The sequence below is a fragment of the Roseovarius salincola genome, assembly GCF_026891095.1.
GTDB classification, from domain to species: Bacteria; Pseudomonadota; Alphaproteobacteria; order Rhodobacterales; family Rhodobacteraceae; genus Roseovarius; species Roseovarius salincola.
On sequence record NZ_JAPTNL010000009.1, the window covers coordinates 38,982 to 64,756 of the forward strand.

The following is a 25,775-nucleotide window of genomic DNA, read 5'->3' on the forward strand; positions in this document are numbered from 1 at the left end:
ATGGCCAAAACTGTTGCGCGGATGACTCACATCCGGCCGGAATCCGCGAAAAGTCCACGATATCTGGCGGGTGATGCCGCATTTAGCGGTTTGCACCAAAAAATTACTAGAAGTTGAATCGCGCTCGCGCTATGCAGATCATATAACAATGGTGACGCCTATTGATGCGCCACCTACGAGGTAGCAAGTGGTGGGAATATGGGTATCGAGTATGTGGCTCGCGCCGAGGCGGGCGGTGTCGTTCGCGGGGCGATTTCAGACGAGAACGCAACGACAGGGATTTCGGCCGGTGGTGGTCAGGAAATCTCGATCAATCTCAGACAGTTCGAAATCGACAGGTATAACCGGAGCGGGAATGATCTTCAGATCACCCTTGCCGACGGTCGTGTCGTCGTGTTGCAGGATTATTTCGGCGCCGATGGCACCCCTCAGTCGCGCCTGTTCATCAGCGCCGATGGCTATCTGAACGAGGTCACGCTGATCGAAGGCGAAGAGGGTGCCGTCTATGCCCAATACGGCCCGACCGAGATGTGGGGCAAATGGAGCCCGTCGGATGACCTGATCTTTCTTGACAACTCAGAGCTCATCACGCCCGTTGCCGCGGGCGAGGCCGAGGGCGACGAAACAGTTTCGATGCTGGGCGCCGGCATATTGGGCGGCACAGGCCTGTTCGGAGCGGCGGGCGCCGGCGCGGCCGGCCTCGTGGCCTCCTCCGCCCTGATGCAGGCCGTTGGCGGCGGCAGCAATCCTGCTGCCGGTTTCGTGCCGCCCGTCACGCCCGATGGCGGCGCTGATGCCGACGGGCAGGGCGACAAGGATGACGGGATCGCGCCCAGCGTCAATGAAAGTGGTCAGATCGCTATCGGCGGCGACGACAATCAGCAGGATTCCATCACCATCACCGGCACGGCCGAACCGGGCTCTGACGTGACGGTCAGCATCGGCGACGAGGAGCTCGAGACCACCGCCGACGAGAACGGCGACTGGGAGGTGGTGTTCGAAGGCGATGATTTCCCCGAGGATGGCGACCATACCGTCGAGGTCACCGTCACCGAACCCGACGGAACCGAGACGGAGCTCGACGGCCCGCAGATCGTGATCGACACGACAGCGCCTGAGATCGACGTGACCGGCGGCACCGTTTCCGCAGGTGATATCGTCAATCACGACGAATATCACGACGAGGGTGTCGTGATCTCGGGGACCGGCGAACCGGATGCCTGGGTCAGCGTCACCATTCAGGATGTCACGCATGAAACCGGCGTGCGCGAGGATGGCAGCTGGTCCGTCAGCTTCCTTCCCGGCGAACTGCCCGATGGCGATTACGATTCCGACGTGACCATTGTGACGGGTGATGCCATGGGCAACACCAGCACGATTACCGAAAAGGTCTCGGTCGACACGATCCATCCGCAACTGACCATCAACGCCAACGCCCTGGGCGCGAACGGGCTGATCAACTGGGATGACGTGCAGCCTGACGGGCTGGTCGTCACCGGCACGGCCGAACCCGGTGTACGCGTATTCGTGGAAATGGCCGGGCAGCAGCGCGAGATGCTTGTTGGCGATGACGGAACCTGGGAGGTCGCATTCGACCCCGCCCAGTTCCCCGAAACCGAATTCGATGCCAGCATAAGCGCGTATACGCAGGATGCGGCGGGCAATGTCAGCACCGCCTCCGAAGATGTCCGGATCGATCTCGAGGTGAACGACTTTACCCAGGCCGGGCAGCCGGGCGGCGATGACGGTTTCATCAACGGCGACGAGATCGGCGACGGCTTCACGCTTTCGGGCACGGTCGAGCCGGGGTCGACCGTTTCCATGGAGTTCCGCAATCAATCCATACCGGTGCAGTATCTCGCGGACGGAACATGGACCGCCACTGTTTCGGGAAGCCAGCTTCCCCCCGGAACCTATAACGAGCTGGTGACCATCACTGCCACGGATTCCGCGCAGAACACAAAGACCCTCACGCGTATGATAAATGTCGATACCGAGGCCGGGGAGCTGACCCTCGATGCCGGGTCCATCGGCAATCAGGGCGTGATCAACCACGATGTCTATCAAGACGGCGTCATGGTGCGGGGCACCGCCGATCCCTATGCCTGGGTCGATGTCAGTCTCGATGATGTCGAATATACCGTTCGCGCCGATGGCAACGGCAACTGGCAGCAGTTCTACTCCACTCAGGACCTGACGCCCGGCATGCATGACCCGGTCGTCTCGGCCACGATCACCGACCCTTATGGCAACAGCGAAACCGTCAGCAGCACGCTCTTTGTCGATACGCAGGTGGACGACCTTTCGCTTGCGCCGCTGCAGCTTCCGACCACCACCGAGGGGCGCACGGTGATCAACCGCGACTCGGTCGACAACGGCTTCCAGATAAGCGGCACGGTTGAACCGCATTCCGTGGTGTGGGTTTCCATCGACGATGTGACCCGTCAGTTCACGGCGGGCGATGACGGACAATGGCAGGTCACCTTCGAGCCGGGCGCGATCCCGGGCGGGCAGGGTGATGCCGATCTTCTTATCGAAGTCATGGACCCGGTTGGCAATCTCTCGACGCTCGAACAGACGATCTTCATCGACACAGAGGTGCAGGACGTCTCGCAGGGCGAGGTGACAGGATCCTTCAACGGGGTCGCCAACCTCGCCGCCGCGCAGGGCGGGTTGGAAATGAACGGCACAGCCGAGCCGGGTTCGACCGTCGAAATGGTGCTGTTCAACCGGCGCTATCTCACGACCAGCGACGAAGACGGCAACTGGTCCGTCACCGTCCCTCAGGAAGACCTGCCCGCACAGGAGGGCGATGTCGGCGTGACCATCAACGTGACCGACACGGCAGGGAATTTCGAAAGCATCCCCGGATCGCTCAGCTTCGATTTCGTGGCGCCCGATCAGCCCGACATCGTCGGCTACTTCCGCGAAGGGGGCGGCTATCGCTATGTCACCACGGAAATGTCGGATGATACGATTGCCGTGCAGGAAGTCGCAACGGATGGCTCGGTGAACGCGTTGTCGATCCATTCTGAAGACAACGTCTTCCTGGGCGAAACCGATCACATCTTCCTCGATGAGCAGGGCAACCCGGCGTCGATCCCGGACGGCTCGCACCTGGTGGTCACCAGCACCGATACGGCGGGGAACAGCTCCAGCACCTATCTCGTGCCCGACGAGGTGACGACCTCCTCGGTGAGCCTCGATAACCCCGATCTTGCGGGCCTCGAGATCGAAACGATCGACCTGCATTTTGCCGACCACGCCGAACTGACCGTCACCGAAGACCAGATTCGCGCCCTGTCGGACAGCTCCGATACGCTGGTTGTCGAAGGGGGCACCGATGACACGCTGATCGCCACCGGCGCGCAGAAGGTCGATGGCGGGGCCGACGAACCCGACGGTTACGACATCTACACGCTGGGCGAAGATGCAACGATCATCGTCGATGAGGATATCGAGGTGGTCACCTGAAGCTGGGCGGCTGACGAATGACAATCGCCGTGCGCGGGTGGGGGGAGGGCCGCCCCGCGCGCGGCGGACACAACAACAAGCCTCCCAAGAGGCGATCACGAGGCAGAAGGGCGGATCAATGCAACGCGGCATATGGGTTCTGGCGGCACTGGCATTGAGCGGCTGCATGTCGCTTGATCGCGACCCCGGCCAGGTGTCGCGCTTCAATATCGGGCCGACCGACAACCAGACGCAATCAACCATCATCGCCGATCTTCAGGCGCGCCGCAGCATCCTGCCGCCCGACAGCCCCTATGCGCGTATCAGCGCTCCGGTTCTGGCCGCCGCCAGCCGGCCCGCCGAGGCCGAATTGCGCGCCGCGCGCCTGCGGGCCGAGGCCGCTTCCAAGAACTGGCTGCCCAAGGTCGGCCCTGATATCAGCCTCAACAGCCTGAGCGAGATCGTCTCGCAGTTGGTGGTCGAGCAGGTGCTCTTTGACAATGGCCACCGCAAGGCCGAACGCGCCTTCACGCGCGCCGATGTGGAAATCGCGGCCGTGACCATGGTCGAGGACACCAACGAGCGCATCCTCACAGCGCTCGGGCTTTACCTTGATGCGATGAAGGCGCGTGAGCGCGCTGCGGTCGAATCCCGCACGCTGGCGGATATGGAGCAATTCGAATGGATCATGGCCGAGCGTGTGCGCGGTGGTGTCTCAGACAGCTCCGACCTCAACGTCCTGCGCCAGAAACTCGCCGAAATCCGCTCCACCCTCGCCACCCAGCACGAGGCCGAAGCCACCGCCTTTGCCGAACTCAACGCCATGTCCGACCGCCCGCTTGACGATGTCACGGGGCTGGCCGATCTGTCGCTTGGCGATCCCGCCGCGCGCCCGCTCGACGTGCTGCGCGCCGAGGCCGAGAAAGAGCGGGACATCGCCAGTGCGCGGATGGAGCGCGCGGGCCTTCTGCCGGGGCTGACCGCGGGCGGCACGCTGGGCGACAACGGCTCGGGCATCGGGTTGAACCTCTCCTCGGATCGCCTTCTGGGCCTTGGTACCGGCGACAGCCTCAATGCCACCGAGGCCGCGCGTGACGCCGCCGCGCGCCGCGTTTCGCAGGCCGAAGAGGATTCCGCCCGCCGCCTGCGCCGCCTGCAAAGCCAGCTTGCCGCGCTCAGCCGTCAGGAACAGGAGGCGCAAGACCTCGCAGGGCGCGCCAGGGCCAATCTCGATATCTTCCAGCGCCAGTACAAGGCCGGGCAGCGCCAGGTCATGGATGTGGTCGGCGTCTATGAAACCTTCGCCACGCGTCAGGCCGCGAAGATCGACCTGAAATACGAACGCGCACTCACCCAGCTTGAAATCGCGCGTCACCTGGGGCTGTTGGCTCAAGGAAGCCGGATATGAGGCTGCCCGGTGGCGCCACCGGGATGCCCGCCGCCCCGGGCGGCCGCCTTCGCGCGGTATCGAACCGTGACGCCCCGCCGCCGGCGGTGCGCAATGCGCCCCCCACCCATACCCGCAACGAGCGTCTTGCGGCGCTGGCGGCGGTCTATGCCCGTGTGCTGGGCCAGAGTGTCCCATCCCGCGACATCGCCGAAACCCTCGTTCGCCTCTCCGACGCCCCCACGCCCGTCGCCCTTGCCGAGGCCCTGAAGGACGCCGGATTTCTGAGCGAGGTTCAGCGCGACGTGACCTGCCAGCGCGAGGCCTGGCCCGCACTGGCGCGCATGACCAACGGACAGACCATCCTCGTGCTCGAACAGGGCGATGCGGGGCTGGTGATCTATGACCGCACATGCCCCGACAACCGCGCCACCGTGCCACTGGCCGACTTCGCACCTTTCTTCAGCGGCGAGACCATCCGCGCCGAAGTTCCCTTGGGCCAGCTTTCGGGCGTGCATGGCGCGCAGGGCGCCGCAACGCATTGGTTCTGGGGCGAGTTCGCAGGCTTCCGCCGGGCCTTTGGCGAGGTGGTGCTCGGCTCTTTCGTCGCCAATCTCCTGGCGGTGGCCGTGGCGCTTTTCGCGCTCCAGGTCTATGACCGCGTCATCCCGCACCAGTCTCAGGCGACGCTTTGGGTGCTGGCGGGCGGCGCGGGGCTGGCGCTCCTGATGGAGGCCGCTCTCAAACTGGCGCGCGCGCGGCTGATGGACGGTGCGGGCCAGCAAATCGAGCTCAACGTGCAGACCCTGCTGATGAACCGGGTGCTGGGCATGCGCTCGGAACTGGCCGGGCGCGCGCCCAGTCAGCTCTTCAGCGCGATGCGCGAATTCGGCTCGGTGCGCGAATTCTTCACCTCGGCCACCATCGGCAGCCTTGCCGATGTGCCCTTCATCTTCGTCTTTCTGCTGCTGGTGGCGCTGATCGCGGGCAATGTCGTGTGGCTGCTTGTTCTGGGCGCGGTGCTGATGGTGCTGCCCGGCATCTTCTTGCAACGCCGCATGGTTGCCCTCACGCAAAGCGCGCAGGGCGCATCCGCCAAGGCCTCGCGCCTGCTTCATGAATCGATCTTCGAACTCGACACCCTCAAGACGCAGCGCGCCGAGGACCGTTTCCGCCGCCTCTGGATCGAACTGACAACCCTTCAGTCGCTCACCACCAGCGCACAGCGCCGCCTGGCATCCGCGCTGACATTCTGGAGCCAGGGCATCCAGCAGGCGACCTATATCGGCGCGATCATCATGGGCACCTATCTTGTCTTCGCGGGCGAATTCACTGTCGGCTCGATCATCGCGGTCAGCATCCTGACCAGCCGGACATTGGCGCCGCTGACGCAACTGGCGGGCACCATGGCCCGCTGGAGCAATGTTAAATCCGCGCTCAACGGGCTCGATTCCATCGCCACCGCCCAGCAGGACACCGTACCCGAGCGCAGCTATCTGCGCCGCGACGCGCTGCAAGGCGGGTTCGACCTGCGCGAGGTCCGTTTCACCTATGACCCGGATCTGCCGCCGGTGCTGGACATTCCGGCCCTCACCATCCAGCCGGGGCAGAAACTGGCGGTCCTTGGTGCCAACGGCTCGGGCAAATCAACCTTCCTCAAGCTGCTCTCGGGCCTTTATGCGGCCACGCAGGGGCGGGTGATGGTGGATGGCACCGACATGACCCATATCGCCCCGCGCGACCTGCGCCGCTTCATCGGCTATCTCGGGCAGGATGTGCGCCTGTTCAGCGGCACCCTGCGCGACAACCTCAACCTGACGCTGCTTGAAGGCGAAGACGACCGGCTTCTGGACGCGCTGGATTTCGCGGGTCTCGGCCCCTTCGTCAAATCCCACCCCAAGGGGCTGGACCTTGAAATCCGCGATGGCGGGCAGGGACTGAGCCAGGGTCAGCGCCAGTCGATCGGCTGGGCGCGGCTCTGGCTCCAGGACCCTGCCATCTGTCTTCTGGACGAACCGACCGCGGCGCTTGATCAGACGCTGGAGCGCACCCTTGTCAGCCGTCTCGAAACCTGGCTTGACGGGCGCACCGCCGTCATCGCGACCCACCGGGTGCCGATCCTGCGACTGACCGACCGCACCATGATCCTGCAAGGCGGCCGCCTTGCCGTGGACGGGCCGCGCGATCAGGTGCTGGCGCATCTGGCGCAGGCCGGTGGATCAAGCGGGGCAAAGGGATAGGTCATGGCCGCAGCAGCATCCGCCACCAACCTTTCTGCCCAACTCAATGCCCGGCTGCGCGGCTCCAGCCTGATGATCAGGCTTTGCGCGGCAGTGGTGGCGCTGTTCCTGCTCTGGTCGGCCTTCGCATGGCTGGACGAGATCGTGCGCGCCGATGGCGAAATCATCTCCTCTTCGCGCCCCCAGATCATCCAGAACCTCGAAGGCGGCATCCTGTCCGAACTCCTGGTGCAGGAAGGCGATATCGTGGTGCGCGGCGACCTTCTGGCGCGGCTGCACAGCATGCAGTTCAAATCCTCGGTCGAAGACCTGCGCGACCAGATCACCGCCCATGACATCCGCCGTCTGCGCCTCGAGGCCGAACTGGCCGGGCAGTTCGATTTCGACATTCCCGCGCCGCTCGCCGCCCGCAGTCCCGAAATGGCGGCCTCGGAAAAGGTGCTTCTGAAGGCCCGTCAGGAGGATTTCGTCAAACGCAGCGAAGGCGCCCGCAAGGTGCTGGCACAGGCCGCCGAGGAACGCCGTCTGCTCGAGGATCTGCTTGCAAAGAATGTCGTCGCGCTGATCGAGGTGACGCGCGCGCGCAAGGATCACGCTGACGCGCAGAAACGCTATGACGAGATCGTCACGCAAACCGAACTGGAGCGCGCGCAGGAATATTCCGACACGCTCAAGGAACTGGCCACCCTGCGCCAGAACCTCTCCGCCAGCCGCGACCAGCTGGATCGCACCGTGCTGTCCAGCCCGATGCGCGGCATCGTGAACAATCTCAACGTCACCACCATCGGCGGCGTGGTGCGTCCCGGCGAACAGATCATGGAAATCATCCCCCTTGACGAGGAACTTCTGGTCGAGGCCCGCGTCGCGCCACAGAACATCGCCAATATCCGCCCCGGTCAGGCCGCGACGGTCAAGCTCAGTGCCTATGATTACACCATCCACGGCACCCTGAAGGGCCAGGTCGAGGTGATCTCGGCGGATACCTTCAAGGATGAAAACGCCCGCGACCCCGATGGCGACCCTCATTACAAGGTGACGGTCAAGCTGGATATGTCGGCGCTGACGCCGCGCCAGTCCGCGATCGAGCTGCGCCCCGGCATGCAGGCGCAGGTCGAATTGCACACTGGCGAAAAGACCGTGCTGCAATATCTGCTCAAGCCGCTCTTCAAATCGCGCGAGGCGATGCACGAGCCCTGAGCGCGCGGCATTTCCGATCTTTCCGCTGACTGCGGAATCTGCAAGACATTCGGAACGGAACCACAAAGGGCGCGACCGATGGCCGAATTCGACTGGCATGCCGAACGCGGCGACCTTGCGGGCCTGGCCCAGCTGGACCGCGCACCCGAGGACGAGGGCATCGACCTTGCCGCCGTGCGCCTTTACCGGCAGGGCCGGGTGCGCCTTGAAATGGCCGCGCGCGGGGTCGATGCGGTGATTCTCTCGGACCCGGTCAACATCCGCTACGCAACCGGCACCCGCAACATGCAGGTGTTCTCCATGCGTAACGCGCCCTCGCGCTACCTGCTGCTGACGCAATCGCGCGCGATCCTGTTCGAGTTCACCGGCTGCCTTCATCTGGCCGAAGGCTTTGAAACGATTGACGAGGTGCGCCCCGCCCGCACCGCCAGCTTCGTCGCCGCAGGCCCACATATCGCCGCGCGCGAACAGGCATGGGCCGCGGAAATGGCCGATCTCATTCATGAACTCGTGGGCAGCGGCGCGACAGTGGGGCTTGAACGCCTCAATGCGGGCAGCGCCATCGCGCTTCAGGGGCAGGGGCTGCGCATCGTCGATGCGCAGGAACCCGTTGAAATGGCCCGCGCGATCAAGTCCGACGAGGAAATGAAATGCGTCATCGCCTCGCTGCGCGCCACCGAGATCGGTGTCGCCCGCCTGCGCGACGCCATCCGCCCCGGCCTCACCGAGGCGCAGCTCTGGTCGGTGCTTCACCAGTCGGTGATCGCCCAGAACGGCGATTACGTCGAAACCCGGCTGCTCAATGCGGGCGCGCGCACGAATCCCTGGTTTCAGGAAACCTCGGACAATGTGATCGGCCCCAACGAACTGATCGCTCTCGATACCGATGTGGTGGGCTGTCACGGCTATTACGCCGATTTCTCGCGCAGCTTCCATTCCGGCCCCGGTGCGCCCACCCCCTTGCAGCGCGAGCTTTACAGGATCGCGCATGAGCAGGTGCATCACAACATGGATATCCTGCGCCCCCACATGTCATTTCGCGACTATGCCGAGGCCGCCTGGGACATCCCCGCGCGCTATCACGCCAACCGCTATTACCTCAGCGCCCATGGCTGCGGCATGACCGGGGAGTATCCCTATCTCTACCATCGCGGCGATTTTCCCGATGCGGGCTATGACGGCGAAATCCTGCCCGGCATGACCCTCTGCGTCGAAAGCTATATCGGCGCGGAAGGCGGGCGCGAGGGCGTGAAGCTCGAACAGCAGGTGCTGGTGACCGACAAGGGGATCGAACTGCTGTCGCATTTCCCCTTCGAGGATGACCTCTTGCGCTGACCCCCTCGCTCAGCTCTCGATCCAGATCGTCACCGGCCCGTCATTGGTCAGGTCCACCTGCATATCGGCCCCGAAGGCGCCGGTCTCCACCGCCACACCCTCAGCCGCCAGCGCGGCGGCGAAATGCTCATAAAGGCGCTTGCCCTCCTCGGGCGGTGCGGCGCTTGAAAAACCGGGGCGGTTGCCGCGGCTGGTATCGGCCGCCAGCGTGAACTGGCTCACCACCAGCGCTCCGCCGCCCGTGTCGCGCAGCGATCGGTTCATCCTGCCCGCATCGTCCTTGAAGATGCGCAGCTTGGCGATACGCGCGGCCAGCCGGTCGGCCTCGGCCTCGCTGTCGCCCTGCATGGCGCAGACCAGCACCATCAGGCCCGGACCCGTCCGCCCGATCACCTCGCCCGCGACGCTGACCCTGGCCTCGCTCACCCGTTGCAGGACTGCGCGCATCGCCTATATCCCGTCTTGCATTGCCCGCCTTTGCAATGCGCAAAACCGCGCCATGATGCAAGCATCGCCTTGATGCGCATCAAGGCGCGCGCGCCCGGATCGCGCGAGACTGCATCTTGCATTTTGACCAAAGGAGTTGCCGATATGGTTGAAAAATCCCAATCCTCAAATTTGTGGCCTTCGTTTTACGAACCCTTCCGCCATCTCGGGCAGCGCGTCGCCGACTGGCTCTCGCCCGCCTCGGATGCCTCGGCCGATGACGCCAATTATCGCATCACCATGGAACTGCCGGGCGTCACCGAGGACGATATCGACATCTCGGTGCATGACGGGGTGGTGACGGTGCGCGGCGAGAAATCCCAGGAACGCGAGGAAAAGGGCGATACCTGGTTCTTCTCCGAACGCCAATACGGCGCCTTCAGCCGCACTTTCCGCCTGCCCGCCGATGCCGATGCCGAGTCGGTCTCGGCCAGCCTCAAGGACGGCGTGCTGTCCCTCTCGGTGCCCAAACGCGGTCCCGATGAAAGCACGGCGCGCAAGATCGCCATCAACAAGGGCTGAACGGCCAATCAGTCGCGCGGGTCGAGGATCTCCGATAGATCGGCCCGCGCGGTGCGAAAGCTGTTCACCGGTTGGTCCGCGTCGCCGATCCCGAAGGAAATCGCGCACAGGATCATCCGGTTTTCGGGCAGGCCGAAATGCGCCCGGATCATCGGCGCATGACCCGCAACCGAGGCCTGCGCGATCGTGTCCACCCCAAGCGCCTTTGCCGCGAGCATGAAGTTGCTGACGAACCCGCCGGTATCCATCGCCCCGTAAGCCCCAAGTGCGGACTCCGAATGCACGATGGCCACATGCGGCGCGCCGAACAGGTGGAAATTCAGCATGGATTGCTCGGCCCGCGCCGCGCGGTCGTCGCGCGCGATGCCGACCGCCTCGTAAAGCTGATAGCCGCAGGCGCGCCGCCGCTCGCCATAGACACCCGGAAAGCCCTCGGGCCAGGGCAAATCGGGGCAGGGCGTGTCAGACGCCGCCGCCTTTATCAGCGCCGCGCGAAACCTCTCTGTCGCTGCGCCGCGTGTCACCGTCACCTGCCATGGCTGCGCATTGCACCACGACGGCGTCTGCGCGGCCGCCGAGACGATGCGCGCAATGGTGTCCTCGGGCAGTTGCCCGGGCTTGAAGGCGCGGCAGGAATGGCGCGCCCGCAAAAGCCCGTCCAGTGCATCATAGGCCTCGCTCATCACAGCGCCCCCTGTTCCATGGCGACCACATAGCCGACGGCGCCTGCCACCAACAGCCCCGCGATCACCGCCAGCGCGATTTTCCATGCCGACCAGGGCCGCTCGCCCTGCACCCGCCCGGTGCGCCCGTTGACGACGAAACGATAGGTCTCGCCGCGGTACTTATAGGCCGCCAGCCAGACCGGCAGCAAAACATGCTTGAAGGTGACGTCGCTGATCTGCGTCCGGATGTCATGGATGCGCTGGCGATCGCCGCCGATATCGAAACGCACATCGCGCGCGATCGCCCGGTCCATGATCTGGCGCGCCTCGGTGAACCCTTCCTCCAGTTCCACCGCATAGCCCTCGGCGCGAAAACCCGCCAGATATTGCGGCGCATAGGGTTCCAGCGCCGACAGGTCCCAGGGCTCCAGCCCGTCTGTGAACCTCTTGGGCAGGCTGCGCGAGGCCAGCACCAGCACATCGTCAAAGAACCGTGCCACCCGTCCCGAGACCGGCCGCCAACGTACCTTGGCGACACGCACCGTCTCGCGCTTGCCGTTGCGCATGACCGTACGACTTTCGTAATAGACCGTGCCGCGCTCGCCGCGATAGGCCGACTTCGTGTCGGCGTCAAAGGTCCAGTAGGGCACATAGATACCCTGCATCCTGCGCCCCTTGCGGGCATAGTCCTGCAAGCCGCCCGGCGCGAACCACAGCCGCCCCAGCCAGTCGTTCATCGCCCCGCGTGCCGCCTCTTCATCCAGTGCAAAGGGCAACAGCCCGCGCGGCTTGATATGGCGATGCGTGCCGGTATCCGTCACCAGGGGTGTTGCGCAGAACGGGCATTCGGCGGCGTGGATGGTCTCGTCGAACTCCACCTGCGCGCCGCAATTGGTGCAGCTGGTGACGCGGGTCTCCTCGATCTCGTCGCCCGGAAGCTGGCTGTTCAGCGCCTGGCGGAAATCCAGTTCGCGGATGGTGCTTTCCCAGGGGCCGGGCTGCGCCGCCTCTTCGCTATGGCCGCAATGGTCGCAGACCAGCCGCCCCGAACCCGGATCGAACCGGTAATCCGCCCCGCATTGATCGCAGGGAAAGCGGTGCTCTTCGATCGGGGATGCTGCGTCGGAAAGGGGCATGAACCGGCCGTCAGGAATGCATGAAAATCGGTCGCCTCGGGATCGGGCGGAGCAGGGCGCGCGCATGATGGCGCGCCTCTGTTCGCACCATCAATCCTCGGGCGGGGGCGGGGGCAGAACGGTGAACAGCTGCGCCAGTTCGGCCACGTCCTCGGCCCGCTGCCACCCATCCTGCCCGGCGGTCCATACATGCGCGGTGCGGCTCAGCGTGCCATCGGCGGCCATGCGCCCCATCGCGGCCCTGGAATAGGGGCCATGGGTCTCGCCCTTCTCGGCGATGTGCCAGACATGCTCGACGGGTGGCGGTGGCGGGGGTGCTGCGGCCTCGCTGGATGCGGGGGCCGTGCCCCGGGGGCCTTGCGGATGCAGCTGCTGCGCCATCGCCATGCCCATTCCCATGCCAAGCCCGGCGCCGATCCCGGCACCCCCCGAAGGGTTCTTTGACGCGGCAGTCATCGCCTCGGCGGCGGAATACTGGGTGAACTTGCCCAGATCGCCCGCCAGCCCCATCGAGGTGCGCTTGTCCAGCGCCGCCTCGACGGCGGGGGGCAGTGAGATATTCTCGATATAGAATTCCGGGATGGTCAGCCCGTATTCCGCGACCACCACTGAAATCTCGGACGCCACCAGCTTGCCCAGATCGGCCGTGTTGGCGGCCATGTCCAGCACCGGGATGCCCGCGCCCGCGATGATCCGCGAAAACGCCTGCACGATGATGTTGCGGATCTGATAGCTGATCTCGTCCATGGTGAATTCGCCGTCAGTGCCGACGATTTCGGCAAGGAACCGTGCCGGATCCGCGACCCTGACCGTATAGGTGCCAAAGGCGCGCAGACGGGTCGGGCCGAATTCCGGGTCGCGCAGCATGACCGGGTTCTTGGTGCCCCATTTCAGGTTGCTGAAGCGGGTGGTGTTGACGAAATATATCTCGGACTTGAACGGCGAGCGGAAGCCGTGATCCCAGTGGTTGAGCGTGGTCAGCACCGGCATGTTGTTGGTTTCCAGCATGTAAAGGCCGGGGGTGAACACATCGGCCAGCTGGCCCTCGTGGATGAACACCGCCGCCTGGCCCTCGCGCACGGTCAGCTTGGCGCCGTATTTGATCTCGTGGCCCTCGCGCTCGAAGCGCCAGACCATCGTGTCCCGGCTGTCGTCGGTCCAGTGGATGACATCGATGAACTCGCCGGTCAGAAAGTCGAAAATGCCCATGGTTCAGGTCTCCTATTCCGTCAGACCGGCCCGTCGCGCCGCGCCAGGATGCGCGCGACGATGGGACGGGCCTGATCGGGTGTCATGCCGGGGGTCAGGTCGGGGTGATAGAGAAGCCGCAACAGGATCTCGTCATGCGTGGTCAGCAGCGCGAATTCGTCGTCATCGTTGAAGATCGAGGGGCGCGCATAGGGGCTGTCATTGGCCAGCCCCAGCCCCTGCGCCAGTTCCTCATGCACGCAGGAGCGACGCATCAGCTCGGGATGCTCGGCGCGGATGAAGGCAATGGCGCGCCCGTAGCTGTTTTCGTTCTGCGATTCCGAAAAGGCGATGACAAGGCAATGGATCGTGCGCGGCAGCGTGCGAAACAGGCGCAGCGTCGAGGGGCTCACATTGGGCACCACCTCCTTGATGCGCGCCACTGCCTGATCGCGGTCGTCCTCGCCCATGTAGAGCACGTGGAAATTGGGATTGCCGCGCACCACCGACACCGGATGCCCGGTGATCCGCCCCAGCCGCGCGGCGTAATCGCGCACCATGCCCTCATCGACCGCGCGCTGATCCTCGGGCACGGAGTCGCCGAACTCGACCGACATGCGCACCGGGCGCGTCCATTTGCGCAGCCCCACCGCCTCGCCGTCCGAGCGTTTCAGCCCCGCGTCGCGCTCGTATTCGTCATAGAACGCGATCCGCTCGAAATTGCGCATCAGCGTATTGTCCGTATAGGGCGTGTCGGGTCCCCCGCCATCGGTGCGCAAAAGCCCCTGCGAGAGCAGATCCGCCTGCACGGCCGCGTAATATCGCTGCAAGGCACGGCTGGCATCCGAGGGGCCGGGCGCGGGCGCCGGATCTTGCGGGGCAAGACCGGGCGGGCGCTCGGCGGGCCTCGGGGCGGGCGCGCCGCCGGGCAGATCGCATGCGGCGAGAGCCAGCGCCGCCAGCCCTCCTGCCACACCCTTTGTCAGTCCCGTCCAGCGCACGTTTACCCTCAGCTTTGCGGCACGGCGGTGCCGGCATTGTCGCCCACGCCGTCACGCCGGGCCTTGGCCGAGGCCAGCGTGTCGCGCAGATCGGCCTCCATCTTCTTGAGATCCTCTTCGGCCGCGGCGCGCCGCGCCTTGCCCTCGTCGGCGATCTGAAGGCTTTCCTCGATCGTCCCGACAAGGTCGGCATTGGCCTTCTTGATGGCCTCGATGTCGAACACCCCGCGTTCCATTTCCTCGCGGATCATCTTGTTGCTCTCGCGCAGATTGGCCGCATTGGCTGTCAGCAGGTCATTGGTCAGGTCATTGGCGTCGCGCACCGCCGCCGCCGCCTCCGAGGAACGCTGGATCGTGACCGCCTGCGCCAGCTGGGTTTCCCACAGCGGCACGGTATTGACCAGCGTCGAGTTGATCTTGGTCACCAGGCTCTTGTCGTTTTCCTGTACCAGCCGGATCGAGGGCAGCGACTGCATCGTCACCTGGCGCGTCAGCTTGAGGTCATGCACCCGGCGTTCCAGATCGTCGCGCGCGGCGCGCAGATCGCGCAATTCCTGCGCGCGGATCACCTGATCGGCCTCGGGGGCAGCCTGCATTTCCGCCTCCTTGGCGGGAATGGTGCTGTTGTCGAGCTCGCGCAGCTTCTCCTCGCCCGCGGCGATGTAAAGTGCCAGCTCATCATAGAATTGCAGCGTCTTTTCATAAAGCAGGTCAAGCGACTTGATGTCCTTGAGCAGGCTGTGCTCGTGATGCAGCAGATCGTCTGTCACCTTGTCGATCTGCGCCTGCACCGTCTCGAAACGGGCGGTGAACTTGGCGAAAGGCGCGGCGCGCCCGATCAGTTTTTCCCACCAGCTGCGCTGGCGGCGCACATCCAGCTCACTGACCGAAAAGCCGCGGATCGTGGTGACGATCCCGCGCAGGCTGTCGCCCGCCGGGCCGACATCCTTGTTGCGCACGCCATTCAGCATGGCCTGGCTGATGTTCTGCAATTCGGCCTGCGCGCCCGACCCGAAGGCCACGATCGAATTGGTGTCGCCCATGTCGATCTCGTCCATGCGGCGGCGGATCTCGCCGCCGATCGCGTCATCGGCCTTGTCCAGTGTCACGACCTCGTCGGCCTTCGCGGGTTCGGGCAGGATCGTGCGGCTCACTTGCTCGACCTCGGCCAGCGCGGCCTCGGCTTTCTGACGGGTGGTATCTGACATGGTGGTCCCCTTACTCACTTGTTGTGGACGGGCGGATGCCCTCGCGTTGCAGGCGCGCGCGCAGAACCTCGATCTCGATATCGAGATCGACCCGGTCGTCGCGCAGAAGTGCTTCGGTGCGGGCGGCGAAATTGCCCTCCAGATCGTCAAGCAGCGCCGTGTAATCGGCCTTCGCCCTGCTGTCGCGGTCGCGCGCGCTGATATCGGCGAATTTCACCGTCGCGTCGCGCGCGCCCATCAGGTAGACCGACAGGTACTTGCGCGCCGCCGTCAGATCGCGCGGGTCTTCCTCGACCGTGCGAAATAGCTTGCGGGCGGTGGCGGCAAACTGCTCGACCCGTGCTTCCAGCTGCCGGTCTCCGGCGTGCCTGATCGCCTCGGTCATGACCGCAAGATGCTTTTCGGCCTCGTCCACGGCGCGCGCCACGCGATCGGTCTGGAACAGATCCACTCCCTCCATCCCCTTGTCCTTTATGGGATCAAGCCCGAAGGCAAAGGAATGCAGCACCGCGCCCAGCACCGCATAGATGAGCGGCGCGACAATCCCGCCGCCGCTCGCGAACCCGGCCAGGGCCAGCCCCAGCCCGGTCAGTGCCGATGCGGCGATCTTGCGCGGAAATCCGGGACGGCGGGCGATCTTGCGCCCCTCATAGGCTTCCTGGGCCAGGATACCCTCGCGCGTGAGCCACGCCGCCAGCAGCAGGATGCCGAGCGCGCCAAGATTGAGCGCCAACCCCACCGGACCGGCGGTGAACGCCGCCCAGATCAGCGGCAGCGGCGCCAGGAACAGAAGGTTCACGCGCCCGCCCGCGCGGGTGCGCCGCGCGCCCCTGAAACTGCCATCGCCCGTTCCTGACGATGGCGGTTCGGGGCTGAACTTCCCGCCATAGCGCTGCGCCATCAGCCGCCCCCCGTCAACGAGACATAGAGGATCAGCAGGACCAGCAGGAAGAAGGCCAGTTTTTGCAAACCGGTATCGGACATAGGCACGCTTACCCCCAAAAGACAGTTTGAACTTAGGCGATGCGGGCCAAGCATTCTAGGGGGAAGATGGTCCCCTTGCCGCCAGATCGCGCGGCCGACCCGCCACCGCACGGGAAGGACCATCAAGCAGAGCGCACAGCCTTACCGCCGGACCGGCTTGGTGCTATGACGGGCGCATGACGACGCGCATTTTCGTACCACGCGGCGCCGCCAGCTTTCAGGTGGCTTATGACGGACCGCCACGGGACGTGCATTTCCTGTTGCTGCCCAAACTGACGCTCCTGGCCTTCACCTCGGCGCTCGAACCCCTGAGGGTCGCCAACCAGGTGGCGGGGCGCGCGCTCTATCGCTGGTTCGTGATGACCGAGGACGGCGCGCCCGTGGTCTGTTCGTGCGGGGTGAACATCACACCCGACGGCGGGCTTGCCGACATCCCGCGCGAGGCACTGGCCTTTGTCTGCGCGGGGATCGAACCCGCCGATACGCTCTCGCCCCGCGTCACCCAATGGGCGCGGCGACAGCGCGCTTTCGGGGCGCGGGTCGGCGGAATCTGCACCGGCGCTTTCGCGCTGGCCGAGGCGGGCCTGCTGGAAGGGCGCCGATTCACCCTGCACTGGGAAAACCAGCCCGCTTTCGTCGAGCGCTATTTCGGGCTGGAACCGACCGGCGCGCTTTATGAAAACGACCGCGGCCTGATCACCTGCGGCGGTGGCAGCGCGGCCACCGACATGATGCTCGACCTCATCGAGCGCGACCACGGCGCGGACCTCGCCACGATGGTCGCCGACATGTGCCTGCATTTTCGCTCGAACCTTCAACACAGCCGGCAGAGATCGGCCTATTCCTTTGCGCTTGGCAGCCGCAATCCCCACCTGATCGCGGCAATGCGGCTGATGAACGAGACGCTCGAGTCGCCGCTCGAGATTTCGGACCTGGCGGCGCGCGTCGGCATCTCGCGCCGCCAGCTTGAACGGCTGTTCGGCGCGCATGTCGGCATCACCCCGGCGCAGTTCTACATGGACCTGCGCATATCGCGCGCGCATGCGCTCTTGAACGAGACCGAGCTCGGCGTGGCCGAGATCGCCGCCGCCACCGGGTTCAACAGCACCTCGCAGATGGCCGCGCGTTTCCGCAAGCGTTTCGGCATGTCGCCGCGCGCCTATCGCAAGAGCTGGCGTGGCGCGGGCGGCTAGGGCGGCACAGGGCGGGGGCGCTGCCCCCGTCGCGCAATGCGCGACTCCCCCGGGATATTTCCGAACAGAAGAAGGCGCGGGAATTTGGTACGAAACGGCGCGGCTTTTGTACCTTTATCAGGCGCGCGCCCCGTTAAGGCGCGGGGTTTCGGTGGGGCGCACCGACGCGATACCGACGTGACCCCGATGCGATGCAGGTCGGTGTTTTTGGTTGTTAATCAGTGGCTTGCGGGTGATTCGCCGTCAGTTCCGGCGCCGTGTGCGTTTCAGCGTCGGTTTGGGTTTGCCAGATTTGCCGGGCCGCGCCGGTTTGCCGGGTTTCGCCGCCTCTGTCTGCTCTTCCATGCCCAGTTGTTCGCGCAGGATGCGGGGCCGGATTTCCTCGACCGCGCCGGGTTTGAGGTTGCCCAGCTGGAACGGCCCGTAGGAGATGCGGATCAGCCGGTTCACCGTCAGCCCTACCGCTTCCATCGCGCGGCGCACCTCGCGGTTGCGCCCCTCGCGGATACCGACCGTGGCCCAGGCGTTCGCGCCTTGCTGGCGATCCAGCGAGACGATCATGGGTTGGAATTTTTCGCCTTCGATTTCAAGCCCTTGGCGAAGCGGCGCGAAGGTCGCATCGGTCGGGCGGCCCTTGATGCGCACCCGGTAGCGGCGCAGCCAGCCGGTCGAGGGCAGCTCCAGCTTGCGCTTGATGGCGCCGTCATTGGTCAGCAGCAACAGCCCTTCGGAGGTGATGTCGAGCCGCCCGACGCTCATCACCCGCGGCAGGTCCTCGGGCAGCTCGTCGAAGATCGTCGGGCGTCCCTGTTCGTCGCTGGTGGTGGTCACGAGGCCCGAGGGCTTGTGATAGAGCCAGAGCCGCGCCGGTTCGGGCGCCTTGAGGTCGCGCCCGTCGACGCTGATCCGGTCCGCGGGCGTGACATTGAGCGCGGCCCGGTCGATCACCTTGCCATTGACCGCAACGCGCCCCGCCTCGATCATCCGCTCCGCCTCGCGCCGGCTGGCCAGCCCGGCCCGCGCGATGACCTTGGCGATCCGGTCGCCCTTATGTGGAGTGGTGTTCATGGCGCAGGGCTTAGCGCAAAGCGGGGGCTTGCGAAAGCGCCGAGTGCGCGGCAAGAGGGGTCGTCATGACATTCAACAGCCATATGGACGCAGCGCTTGACGAGGCGCGACAGGCGGCAGGGCGGGGCGAGGTGCCGGTCGGCGCCGTGCTGATCGACGCTGCCGGGCATGTGGTGGCGCGGGCCGGTAACCGCACGCGCGAATTGAGCGATCCCACCGCCCATGCCGAGATCCTGGCGATCCGCGAGGCCTGTGCGGCCGCCGGCAGCGAGCGCCTGCCGGGCCATGCGCTTTACGTCACGCTCGAGCCCTGCGCGATGTGCGCCACCGCCATCGCCGCCGCCCGTATCGCGCGGCTTTACTACGGGGCCTCCGATCCCAAATCCGGCGGGCTGGCGCATGGCGCGCGGGTCTTCACGCATTCGCAATGCCACCATGTTCCCGAGATTTATGACGGCATCGCCGCCGCCGAATCCGAGGCCCTCCTGAAGCGGTTCTTCCAGGAGCGCCGCGCGCCCTAGATCTCGATCGCCGTCATGACCTCGGGCTCGATCACATCGACGCCCGGAAGGGCAGCGATCAGCGCCTCTGCAGATTGCTCGAGGATCGGGAAGGTCTTGTAGTGGCAGGGAATGACCGTCTTGAAATCAAAGAAACTTTTGGCTGCATAGGCCGCGCGTTTCATGTCCATGGTGAAATGGCCGCCCGCACATAGAATGCCGATATCTGGGGCGTGAAGGTCATTGAATATCTTCATGTCGGCCATCACGTCGGTGTCGCCCGAGACATAGATCGTATGGCCTTCCCCCGCGATCATGTAGCCGCATTCGGTCCCGGTCACATGCGGCCCGTTTTCGGTTCCGATCGAGGTGGAATGCACCGCATGCACCATCGTCACCATGACGCCATCGAGATCCACCGTGCCACCCTTGTTGAAGCCGACGGTCTCGATGCCCTCATGTTCCTCCCAATGCGACATCAGGTCGAACTGTCCGACCACCGGAACCCCCAGGTCCTGCGCCAGCTTCGGCAGGTCGCCCGCATGATCGAAATGGGCATGGGTCAGAAGAATATGTGTCGCGCCCTGCGTGGCGGCCTTGTGCTGATCTGGCTCCAGCATGGGGTTGCCGGTCAGCCAGGGATCGACCAACAGGACCAGCCCGCCAATCTCAATCCGGAAGGATGAATGTCCAAGCCACGTGATTTTCATTGTCATCTCCCTATGTTTCCCCTTCACAGTATCAACCCGATCGCAGGAGAAAAGCCCCGTGGACTGGACACGCCCGATTGATGCCTATTGCGAGCGGCTTGACGCCGGGTACTGGGCCGAGCCGGTGAATGCCGTCACCAACGCGGCTTTCATGCTGGCGGCATTCGTGATGTGGCGCCGCCTGGACGATGCGCGGCTGCCGCTGGCGCGGCTGCTGGTGGGGGTGCTGGCGGCGATCGGAGTGGGGTCGTTCCTGTTTCACACCCATGCGCAGGCCTGGGCGGCGATGGCGGATGTGGTGCCGATCCTCTGCTTCGTGCTGATCTATATCTACGCGGCCAATCGCGGATTCTGGCGGATGGGGCGGGTGGCCGCGCTGTTTGGCACTGTGGTCGCGGTGGCGCTGTCGGCGGCGCTGGTGCCGCTCCTGGCGCTCATTCCCGTGGCCGGAGCCTCGGCGGGGTATCTGCCGCTGCCGCTGCTGATCGCGGGCTATGGGCTGGCGCTGCGCGGGCGCGCGCCACAGACCGCGCGCAATCTTCTGCTGGGATCTGGGCTGCTGGTGGCCTCGCTGACCATGCGCAGCATTGACGGCCTCTCCTGCGCGCTGATCCCGATGGGAACGCATTTCGGCTGGCATTTGCTCAATGCGCTGATGCTGGGCTGGATGATCGAGCTTTACCGCCGCCATATGCTTGCACCGCCCGAGCCCCGGCGCTAAACGCGGTAGCGACTGGAACACGGAGATTGATGCATGTCGATCGACAAGGACACCGCCGCCAAGGTAGCCAAGCTGGCCCGCATTCGCGTCGAGGATGACGCGTTGTCGGCGCTGGCGCAGGAATTCAACGATATTCTCGGCTTCATCGAGCAACTCAACGAGGTCGATGTCGAAGGCATCGAACCGATGACGAGCGTCACGCCGATGCGCCTCAAGCGGCGCGAGGATGTCGTGACCGAAGGCGGGATGACCGACCGGGTCCTGTCGAACGCGCCCGATGCGCGTGAAGGGTTCTTTGCCGTGCCGAAGGTGGTTGAATGATGACCGATCTGAACAAGCTGACCATCGCCGAGGCCCGCGACGCCCTGCGCAAGGGTGATGTAACCAGTGCCGAGTTGACCGAGGCCTGCCTGACGCAGATCGAAGGCGCCGGGGCGCTCAATGCCTTTGTGCATGACACCTCGGACATCGCGCGCGAACAGGCCGCCGCCGCCGATACGCGGATCAAGGCGGGCGATGCGCCGGACCTGTGCGGCATCCCGCTCGGCATCAAGGACCTGTTCTGCACCAGGGGCGTGCCCAGCCAGGCGGCCAGCGGCATCCTCGAAGGGTTTCGCCCGGAATATGAATCCACCGTCACGCAGAATCTTTTCGATGCGGGCGCGGTCATGCTGGGCAAGCTCAACATGGACGAATTCGCCATGGGGTCCAGCAACGAGACCTCGGTCTATGGCGACGTGGTGAATCCCTGGAAGGTGGACGATCGGCAATTGACGCCGGGCGGGTCCTCGGGTGGTTCGGCTGCGGCTGTTGCGGCCGATCTCTGCCTTGGCGCGACGGGCACGGATACCGGCGGCTCGATCCGCCAGCCCGCGGCCTTCACCGGCATCACCGGTATCAAGCCCACCTATGGGCGCTGCTCGCGCTGGGGGATCGTCGCTTTCGCCAGTTCGCTTGATCAGGCCGGGCCTATGGCCCGCACGGTGCGCGACTGCGCGATCATGCTGGAAGCCATGTGCGGTCATGATCCGAAGGATTCCACCAGCGCCGATATTCCGGTGCCGGATTTCGAGGCACTTCTGAACGGCGATATCAAGGGCAAGGTGATCGGCATCCCGCGCGAGTATCGCATGGATGGCATGCCGGACGAAATCGAGACCCTCTGGGCCGACGGCACGGCGATGCTCAAGGATGCGGGTGCCGAGATCCGCGATATTTCGCTGCCCCATACCAAATACGCGCTGCCCGCCTATTACGTCATCGCCCCCGCCGAGGCCTCCTCGAACCTGGCGCGCTATGACGGGGTGCGCTATGGTCACCGCGCGCGGCTGGAACAGGGCGACGGCATCACCGAAATGTATGAAAAGACCCGAGCCGAAGGCTTCGGTGACGAGGTGAAGCGCCGCGTGATGGTCGGCACCTACGTGTTGTCGGCGGGCTTTTATGACGCCTATTACAACCGCGCCCGCAAGGTCCGCACCCTGATCAAGCGCGACTTCGAACAGGTTTTCGACGCCGGGGTCGATGCCATCCTGACACCCGCGACGCCCTCGGCCGCTTTCGGGCTGGGCGAGATGGCGAACGCCGATCCGGTGCAGATGTATCTCAACGATGTGTTCACGGTCACGGTGAACCTTGCCGGGCTACCCGGCATCTCGGTCCCTGCGGGGCTGGACAAGCAGGGGCTGCCGCTCGGGCTGCAACTGATCGGCCGTCCCTGGGACGAGGGTGATCTGCTGAATACAGGATATGCACTGGAGCAGGCTGCGGGCTTTGTGGCGAAGCCCGAGAAATGGTGGTAGAAGGTCGTCAAGACCTTTGATGGCAGGACATGAACAGATGCGTTTCCTTATTTGTGCAGCAGGCCTTGCGGCCCTGACCGCCTGTGCGCCCGCTGTTCCCGACAGCGGCGCTGGCGTGGGCTTTGGCGACTACAATGAATTCGAGGCGCAGCGCCAGGCACGCGATGCGGAACTGGCCGGTAACGCTTTGCCTGCACCCGACGCGGTCTCGAGCGAGACGCTCGGCCCGAACGGCGCACCGTCGCAAGGCGATGCGGCAGACATCGCCGCCGAGACACAGGCCGCCCTGCGCGAACGCGCCGCCAATTCCGGCGAGCCGGTGGTCCATGCCGATCCAGGCAACCCGCAGCCGCGGACAGTCACCAATTCGGGCGGTATCTCGGGCGAGACGAATTTCGATGCGGTCAGCGCCGAGCGATCGATCGAATCCGATGCCGCGCTGATCGCCCAGAACCGCGCACGCTATCAGGTGATCGAACCCGAGGCGCTGCCGTCGCGCAGTGGCGATACCGGGCCTAACGTGGTGCAATATGCCCTGAGCACCACGCATCCCGTCGGCACTCGCGTCCACAAGCGCGTCGGCATCAACCAGGAGGCCAAGTTCCGTCGCAATTGCGCGGCCTACGCCTCGCCCGACCAGGCGCAGATCGACTTTCTGGCCAGGGGCGGGCCGCAGCGGGACCGTCTGGGCCTCGATCCCGATGGCGACGGCTATGCCTGCGGCTGGGATCCGCGCCCGTTCCGCAAGGCTGTCGGTGGCTGATCCGGCCAGGCTGATCCGGCACCCGTCGCCCAATTTCGGGCCGCGCCGCGACGGCGCACAGCCTGACATGATCGTGCTGCATTATACCGGCATGGATAGTGCGGACTCCGCGCTCGAACGGCTCTGCGACCCTGAGGCCGAGGTCTCGGCGCATTACCTTATCTGCGAAAACGGGCGAATCCGGCAGTTGGTCGAAGAGGACATGCGCGCCTGGCATGCCGGGGCCGGCAAGTGGGGCGATGTCAGCGACGTGAACTCCCGCTCGATCGGGATCGAACTGGTCAATACCGGGGCCCATCCCTTTCCCGAGCCTCAGATGGCCACGCTCGGGCACCTGATGCGCGGGATCATGGCTCGCCTTCATATTCGCCCCGAACGCGTCATCGCCCATTCCGACCTGGCCCCGATGCGCAAATCCGATCCGGGGCGGCGCTTCGACTGGCGGCGCCTTGCCCTAGAGGGGCTCAGCATATGGCCTCACCCCGGCGCGCCCGCAGGGGATTTCCTCGATGCGGCGCGTCGCTTTGGTTATCCCCTGGCAGAGGGCGATACGGATGACAGCGCGCCGATCCTCTCGGCTTTTCGCCAGCGGTTCCGCCCATGGGCTTCGGGCGCGCTCGACGACACCGACCGCGCGCTGATGACCGACCTTGCCGCGCGCTTCCCCGTTGACCGCGCCCGCCACGGCGCCTAGATGACATCTGCGCGGAAAGCCGGATGACCGCGGGGGTTTGCCCTCCGAGGAAAGTCCGGACTCCACAAGGCAACGGTGCCGGGTAACGCCCGGCCGGGGCAACCCGAGGGAAAGCGCCACAGAGAACAGACCGCCGCGCACGTCGCGGTAAGGGTGAAACGGTGGGGTAAGAGCCCACCGCGGGGCTGGTAACAGCCCCGGCATGGCAAGCCCCACCGGGAGCAATGCCGAATAGGGATCGCATGCGGGGTCCGGTCGGGCAACCGATACCGCCCGCAGGGACGCCTTGCCCCGGCGATCCGGGTTGGCAGCTTGAGGTGCCGTGGTAACACGGCATCCAGAGGAATGGTCATCCAAGGGGGCAACCCCTGGACAGAATCCGGCTTACAGGCTTTCCGCGCCAGAGATTTCCGCCGCCGCCCGCATGATCGCGGGCGGCGGCGTCTTTTCAACACCGACGGACGCGCTAGAATAGCCTCATGCCCTATGAGTGGACCCAAGACACCGGCGCGGCACCCGTTACGCATCTGCGGCTCTGGCCGCATCGCTCCTTGTCGCGCAAGGGCTTCGCGGCATTCATCCTGGTGACCTTCGTCATGATCACCATTCCGCTTTACCCGCTGCTGGGTACGGTGGTGCTATGGGGGCTGTTGCCGTTCCTGCTGTTGGCGGTGGCCGGGATCTGGTGGGCGCTCGAGCGTTCATACCGCGATGCCAGGATGAGCGAGGAGCTGCGCATCGATCCCCACAATGTGCATCTGTTGCGCACCAATCCGGGGGGCGCGCGCCAGGAATGGGAATGCCTGAGCTACTGGGTTCAGCCGCAGATGCATGTGAGCGGCGGACCGGTCGGCCATTACATCACGCTGCGCGGCAAGGGCCGCGAGGTCGAACTGGGCGCGTTCCTCTCGGAAGAGGAACGCAAGGTGCTTTATGGCGAGGTCGTTGACGCCTTGCGCTGCGCCGCCGCGCCTGATCCCGGCCACGGTCAGGGCCACGGTCCGGTCTGAGTGACCGGCTCAGCCCAGCCGTTCTTTCACTTTCGCTCCGACCGCGCCGAAATCCATCTGCCCGGCATATTGTTCCTTGAGGCGGCCCATGATCTTGCCCATGTCGCGCACCGAACTGGCGCCGACCTCGGAGATGGCGGAATCGACGGCGGCCTCGACCTCCTTATCGCTCAGCTGGCGTGGCAGGAATTCCTCGATCACCGCGATCTCCTGCGCCTCGCGCTCGGCCAGATCCAGCCGTCCGCCTTCCTCGTAGGCGCGCACGCTTTCCTGCCGCTGCTTGGTCATCTTGGCAAGGATCGCAAGGATGTCGGCATCGGTGACACCGGCTTCCCCGTCAGCACCGCGCCGGGCAATGTCCTGATCCTTGATCGCGGCATTGATCAGCCGCAGCGTTGCAAGCCGCGCTTTGTCCTTGTCTTTCATCGCGTCTTTGAGGGCCGTCGTGATCCGGTCTCGCAAGTTCATGCCGGTCCATCCCGTACTATGTCAGAAGTCTGCGACAATACAGA

General features: G+C 65.0%; 24 protein-coding genes and 1 other RNA gene. 15 read left to right on the forward strand and 10 right to left on the reverse strand.

Annotated features, from left to right (window positions below):
• The first annotated feature begins 198 nt into the window (after positions 1-198).
• From N5A93_RS11150 to N5A93_RS11170, 5 genes are all read left to right on the forward strand, one after another.
• The gene (locus N5A93_RS11150) at positions 199-3,474 is read left to right on the forward strand and encodes an Ig-like domain-containing protein (protein WP_268955170.1); all 3,276 of its coding nucleotides are present in this window, start codon (positions 199-201) and stop codon (positions 3,472-3,474) included.
• A gap of 118 nt (positions 3,475-3,592) precedes the next feature.
• A complete protein-coding gene (locus N5A93_RS11155) occupies positions 3,593-4,861 on the forward strand; it encodes a TolC family protein (RefSeq protein ID WP_268955171.1) in 1,269 nt (422 codons plus the stop codon).
• 23 nt (positions 4,862-4,884) lie between these two features.
• Positions 4,885-7,080 carry an ATP-binding cassette domain-containing protein gene (locus N5A93_RS11160; RefSeq protein WP_372921292.1) on the forward strand — a complete coding sequence of 732 codons (2,196 nt, stop codon included), beginning with the start codon at positions 4,885-4,887 and terminating at the stop codon, positions 7,078-7,080.
• Between the two features lie 3 nt (positions 7,081-7,083).
• On the forward strand, positions 7,084-8,277 hold the full coding sequence (locus N5A93_RS11165) for an HlyD family type I secretion periplasmic adaptor subunit (protein ID WP_268955173.1): 1,194 nt from the start codon (positions 7,084-7,086) through the stop codon (positions 8,275-8,277).
• Positions 8,278-8,355: 78 nt separating this feature from the next.
• The gene (locus tag N5A93_RS11170) at positions 8,356-9,612 is read left to right on the forward strand and encodes a M24 family metallopeptidase (protein WP_268955174.1); all 1,257 of its coding nucleotides are present in this window, start codon (positions 8,356-8,358) and stop codon (positions 9,610-9,612) included.
• 9 nt (positions 9,613-9,621) lie between these two features.
• On the opposite strand, the gene dtd is transcribed toward N5A93_RS11170, so the two are convergent.
• On the reverse strand, positions 9,622-10,059 hold the full coding sequence (gene dtd / locus N5A93_RS11175; RefSeq protein WP_268955175.1) for a D-aminoacyl-tRNA deacylase: 438 nt from the start codon (positions 10,057-10,059) through the stop codon (positions 9,622-9,624).
• Between the two features lie 144 nt (positions 10,060-10,203).
• On the opposite strand from dtd, the gene N5A93_RS11180 reads away from it, so the two are divergent.
• On the forward strand, positions 10,204-10,620 hold the full coding sequence (locus N5A93_RS11180) for an Hsp20/alpha crystallin family protein (RefSeq protein WP_268955176.1): 417 nt from the start codon (positions 10,204-10,206) through the stop codon (positions 10,618-10,620).
• 8 nt (positions 10,621-10,628) lie between these two features.
• Here the strand turns inward: N5A93_RS11180 and N5A93_RS11185 are convergent, their stop codons facing one another.
• The 6 genes from N5A93_RS11185 to N5A93_RS11210 form a co-directional block, all read right to left on the reverse strand.
• Complete coding sequence (locus N5A93_RS11185; RefSeq protein WP_268955177.1) at positions 10,629-11,303, reverse strand: nitroreductase; 675 nt, start codon at positions 11,301-11,303, stop codon at positions 10,629-10,631.
• Positions 11,303-12,421, reverse strand: a complete 1,119-nt coding sequence (locus tag N5A93_RS11190; protein ID WP_268955178.1) for a TFIIB-type zinc finger domain-containing protein — start codon at positions 12,419-12,421, stop codon at positions 11,303-11,305. Before N5A93_RS11190 ends, N5A93_RS11185 begins: the two co-directional genes overlap by 1 nt.
• A 90-nt stretch (positions 12,422-12,511) precedes the next feature.
• Complete coding sequence (locus N5A93_RS11195) at positions 12,512-13,630, reverse strand: SPFH domain-containing protein (protein ID WP_268955179.1); 1,119 nt, start codon at positions 13,628-13,630, stop codon at positions 12,512-12,514.
• Between the two features lie 20 nt (positions 13,631-13,650).
• A complete protein-coding gene (locus tag N5A93_RS11200) occupies positions 13,651-14,610 on the reverse strand; it encodes a DUF2927 domain-containing protein (RefSeq protein ID WP_268955180.1) in 960 nt (319 codons plus the stop codon).
• 8 nt (positions 14,611-14,618) lie between these two features.
• Positions 14,619-15,818, reverse strand: coding sequence for a toxic anion resistance protein (locus tag N5A93_RS11205; RefSeq protein ID WP_268955181.1), 1,200 nt, complete (start codon positions 15,816-15,818; stop codon positions 14,619-14,621).
• 10 nt (positions 15,819-15,828) lie between these two features.
• Positions 15,829-16,719 (reverse strand): 5-bromo-4-chloroindolyl phosphate hydrolysis family protein, encoded by an 891-nt coding sequence (locus N5A93_RS11210; RefSeq protein ID WP_268955182.1) that lies wholly within the window; start codon positions 16,717-16,719, stop codon positions 15,829-15,831.
• A gap of 259 nt (positions 16,720-16,978) precedes the next feature.
• On the opposite strand from N5A93_RS11210, the gene N5A93_RS11215 reads away from it, so the two are divergent.
• Positions 16,979-17,995: a GlxA family transcriptional regulator gene (locus N5A93_RS11215; protein WP_268955183.1), complete on the forward strand. Its 1,017-nt coding sequence runs from the start codon at positions 16,979-16,981 to the stop codon at positions 17,993-17,995.
• 243 nt (positions 17,996-18,238) lie between these two features.
• On the opposite strand, the gene N5A93_RS11220 is transcribed toward N5A93_RS11215, so the two are convergent.
• Entirely contained in the window at positions 18,239-19,063 is an 825-nt protein-coding gene (locus tag N5A93_RS11220; RefSeq protein WP_268955184.1) for a pseudouridine synthase, read from the reverse strand.
• Positions 19,064-19,128: 65 nt separating this feature from the next.
• Between N5A93_RS11220 and N5A93_RS11225 the strand changes: the two genes are divergently transcribed.
• Positions 19,129-19,584, forward strand: coding sequence for a nucleoside deaminase (locus N5A93_RS11225; RefSeq protein WP_268955185.1), 456 nt, complete (start codon positions 19,129-19,131; stop codon positions 19,582-19,584).
• On the opposite strand, the gene N5A93_RS11230 is transcribed toward N5A93_RS11225, so the two are convergent.
• Positions 19,581-20,273 (reverse strand): metal-dependent hydrolase, encoded by a 693-nt coding sequence (locus N5A93_RS11230; protein WP_268955186.1) that lies wholly within the window; start codon positions 20,271-20,273, stop codon positions 19,581-19,583. The two genes, N5A93_RS11225 and N5A93_RS11230, sit on opposite strands and share 4 nt — an antisense overlap.
• A gap of 58 nt (positions 20,274-20,331) precedes the next feature.
• Between N5A93_RS11230 and N5A93_RS11235 the strand changes: the two genes are divergently transcribed.
• From N5A93_RS11235 to N5A93_RS11265, 7 genes are all read left to right on the forward strand, one after another.
• Entirely contained in the window at positions 20,332-20,994 is a 663-nt protein-coding gene (locus N5A93_RS11235) for a ceramidase domain-containing protein (RefSeq protein WP_268955187.1), read from the forward strand.
• A 33-nt stretch (positions 20,995-21,027) separates the two neighbouring features.
• Entirely contained in the window at positions 21,028-21,315 is a 288-nt protein-coding gene (gene gatC / locus N5A93_RS11240; protein WP_268955188.1) for an Asp-tRNA(Asn)/Glu-tRNA(Gln) amidotransferase subunit GatC, read from the forward strand.
• Positions 21,315-22,796: an Asp-tRNA(Asn)/Glu-tRNA(Gln) amidotransferase subunit GatA gene (gatA, locus tag N5A93_RS11245; protein WP_268955189.1), complete on the forward strand. Its 1,482-nt coding sequence runs from the start codon at positions 21,315-21,317 to the stop codon at positions 22,794-22,796. The genes gatC and gatA overlap by 1 nt, the downstream gene beginning before the upstream one ends.
• A 37-nt stretch (positions 22,797-22,833) precedes the next feature.
• Entirely contained in the window at positions 22,834-23,559 is a 726-nt protein-coding gene (locus N5A93_RS11250) for a hypothetical protein (RefSeq protein ID WP_268955190.1), read from the forward strand.
• Positions 23,510-24,253: an N-acetylmuramoyl-L-alanine amidase gene (locus N5A93_RS11255; RefSeq protein ID WP_440590575.1), complete on the forward strand. Its 744-nt coding sequence runs from the start codon at positions 23,510-23,512 to the stop codon at positions 24,251-24,253. Before N5A93_RS11250 ends, N5A93_RS11255 begins: the two co-directional genes overlap by 50 nt.
• A gap of 11 nt (positions 24,254-24,264) precedes the next feature.
• An RNA gene (gene rnpB, locus N5A93_RS11260) (RNase P RNA component class A) lies at positions 24,265-24,656 on the forward strand.
• Between the two features lie 76 nt (positions 24,657-24,732).
• Positions 24,733-25,263 carry a DUF2244 domain-containing protein gene (locus N5A93_RS11265; RefSeq protein WP_268955191.1) on the forward strand — a complete coding sequence of 177 codons (531 nt, stop codon included), beginning with the start codon at positions 24,733-24,735 and terminating at the stop codon, positions 25,261-25,263.
• Positions 25,264-25,272: 9 nt separating this feature from the next.
• On the opposite strand, the gene N5A93_RS11270 is transcribed toward N5A93_RS11265, so the two are convergent.
• Positions 25,273-25,731 (reverse strand): GatB/YqeY domain-containing protein, encoded by a 459-nt coding sequence (locus N5A93_RS11270; RefSeq protein ID WP_268955192.1) that lies wholly within the window; start codon positions 25,729-25,731, stop codon positions 25,273-25,275.
• Positions 25,732-25,775: the final 44 nt, after the last annotated feature.

What these genes read in the sequence shown, in the direction of transcription:
- N5A93_RS11150 (WP_268955170.1), top strand. Translation starts at nt 199, where the DNA reads ATGGGTATCGAGTATGTGGCTCGCGCCGAGGCGGGCGGTGTCGTTCGC.
- N5A93_RS11155 (WP_268955171.1), top strand. Translation starts at nt 3,593, where the DNA reads ATGCAACGCGGCATATGGGTTCTGGCGGCACTGGCATTGAGCGGCTGC.
- N5A93_RS11160 (WP_372921292.1), top strand. Translation starts at nt 4,885, where the DNA reads ATGCCCGCCGCCCCGGGCGGCCGCCTTCGCGCGGTATCGAACCGTGAC.
- N5A93_RS11165 (WP_268955173.1), top strand. Translation starts at nt 7,084, where the DNA reads ATGGCCGCAGCAGCATCCGCCACCAACCTTTCTGCCCAACTCAATGCC.
- N5A93_RS11170 (WP_268955174.1), top strand. Translation starts at nt 8,356, where the DNA reads ATGGCCGAATTCGACTGGCATGCCGAACGCGGCGACCTTGCGGGCCTG.
- dtd (WP_268955175.1), bottom strand. Translation starts at nt 10,059, where the DNA reads ATGCGCGCAGTCCTGCAACGGGTGAGCGAGGCCAGGGTCAGCGTCGCG.
- N5A93_RS11180 (WP_268955176.1), top strand. Translation starts at nt 10,204, where the DNA reads ATGGTTGAAAAATCCCAATCCTCAAATTTGTGGCCTTCGTTTTACGAA.
- N5A93_RS11185 (WP_268955177.1), bottom strand. Translation starts at nt 11,303, where the DNA reads ATGAGCGAGGCCTATGATGCACTGGACGGGCTTTTGCGGGCGCGCCAT.
- N5A93_RS11190 (WP_268955178.1), bottom strand. Translation starts at nt 12,421, where the DNA reads ATGCCCCTTTCCGACGCAGCATCCCCGATCGAAGAGCACCGCTTTCCC.
- N5A93_RS11195 (WP_268955179.1), bottom strand. Translation starts at nt 13,630, where the DNA reads ATGGGCATTTTCGACTTTCTGACCGGCGAGTTCATCGATGTCATCCAC.
- N5A93_RS11205 (WP_268955181.1), bottom strand. Translation starts at nt 15,818, where the DNA reads ATGTCAGATACCACCCGTCAGAAAGCCGAGGCCGCGCTGGCCGAGGTC.
- N5A93_RS11210 (WP_268955182.1), bottom strand. Translation starts at nt 16,719, where the DNA reads ATGGCGCAGCGCTATGGCGGGAAGTTCAGCCCCGAACCGCCATCGTCA.
- N5A93_RS11215 (WP_268955183.1), top strand. Translation starts at nt 16,979, where the DNA reads ATGACGACGCGCATTTTCGTACCACGCGGCGCCGCCAGCTTTCAGGTG.
- N5A93_RS11220 (WP_268955184.1), bottom strand. Translation starts at nt 19,063, where the DNA reads ATGAACACCACTCCACATAAGGGCGACCGGATCGCCAAGGTCATCGCG.
- N5A93_RS11225 (WP_268955185.1), top strand. Translation starts at nt 19,129, where the DNA reads ATGACATTCAACAGCCATATGGACGCAGCGCTTGACGAGGCGCGACAG.
- N5A93_RS11230 (WP_268955186.1), bottom strand. Translation starts at nt 20,273, where the DNA reads ATGAAAATCACGTGGCTTGGACATTCATCCTTCCGGATTGAGATTGGC.
- gatC (WP_268955188.1), top strand. Translation starts at nt 21,028, where the DNA reads ATGTCGATCGACAAGGACACCGCCGCCAAGGTAGCCAAGCTGGCCCGC.
- gatA (WP_268955189.1), top strand. Translation starts at nt 21,315, where the DNA reads ATGACCGATCTGAACAAGCTGACCATCGCCGAGGCCCGCGACGCCCTG.
- N5A93_RS11250 (WP_268955190.1), top strand. Translation starts at nt 22,834, where the DNA reads ATGCGTTTCCTTATTTGTGCAGCAGGCCTTGCGGCCCTGACCGCCTGT.
- N5A93_RS11255 (WP_440590575.1), top strand. Translation starts at nt 23,510, where the DNA reads ATGCCTGCGGCTGGGATCCGCGCCCGTTCCGCAAGGCTGTCGGTGGCT.
- N5A93_RS11265 (WP_268955191.1), top strand. Translation starts at nt 24,733, where the DNA reads ATGCCCTATGAGTGGACCCAAGACACCGGCGCGGCACCCGTTACGCAT.
- N5A93_RS11270 (WP_268955192.1), bottom strand. Translation starts at nt 25,731, where the DNA reads ATGAACTTGCGAGACCGGATCACGACGGCCCTCAAAGACGCGATGAAA.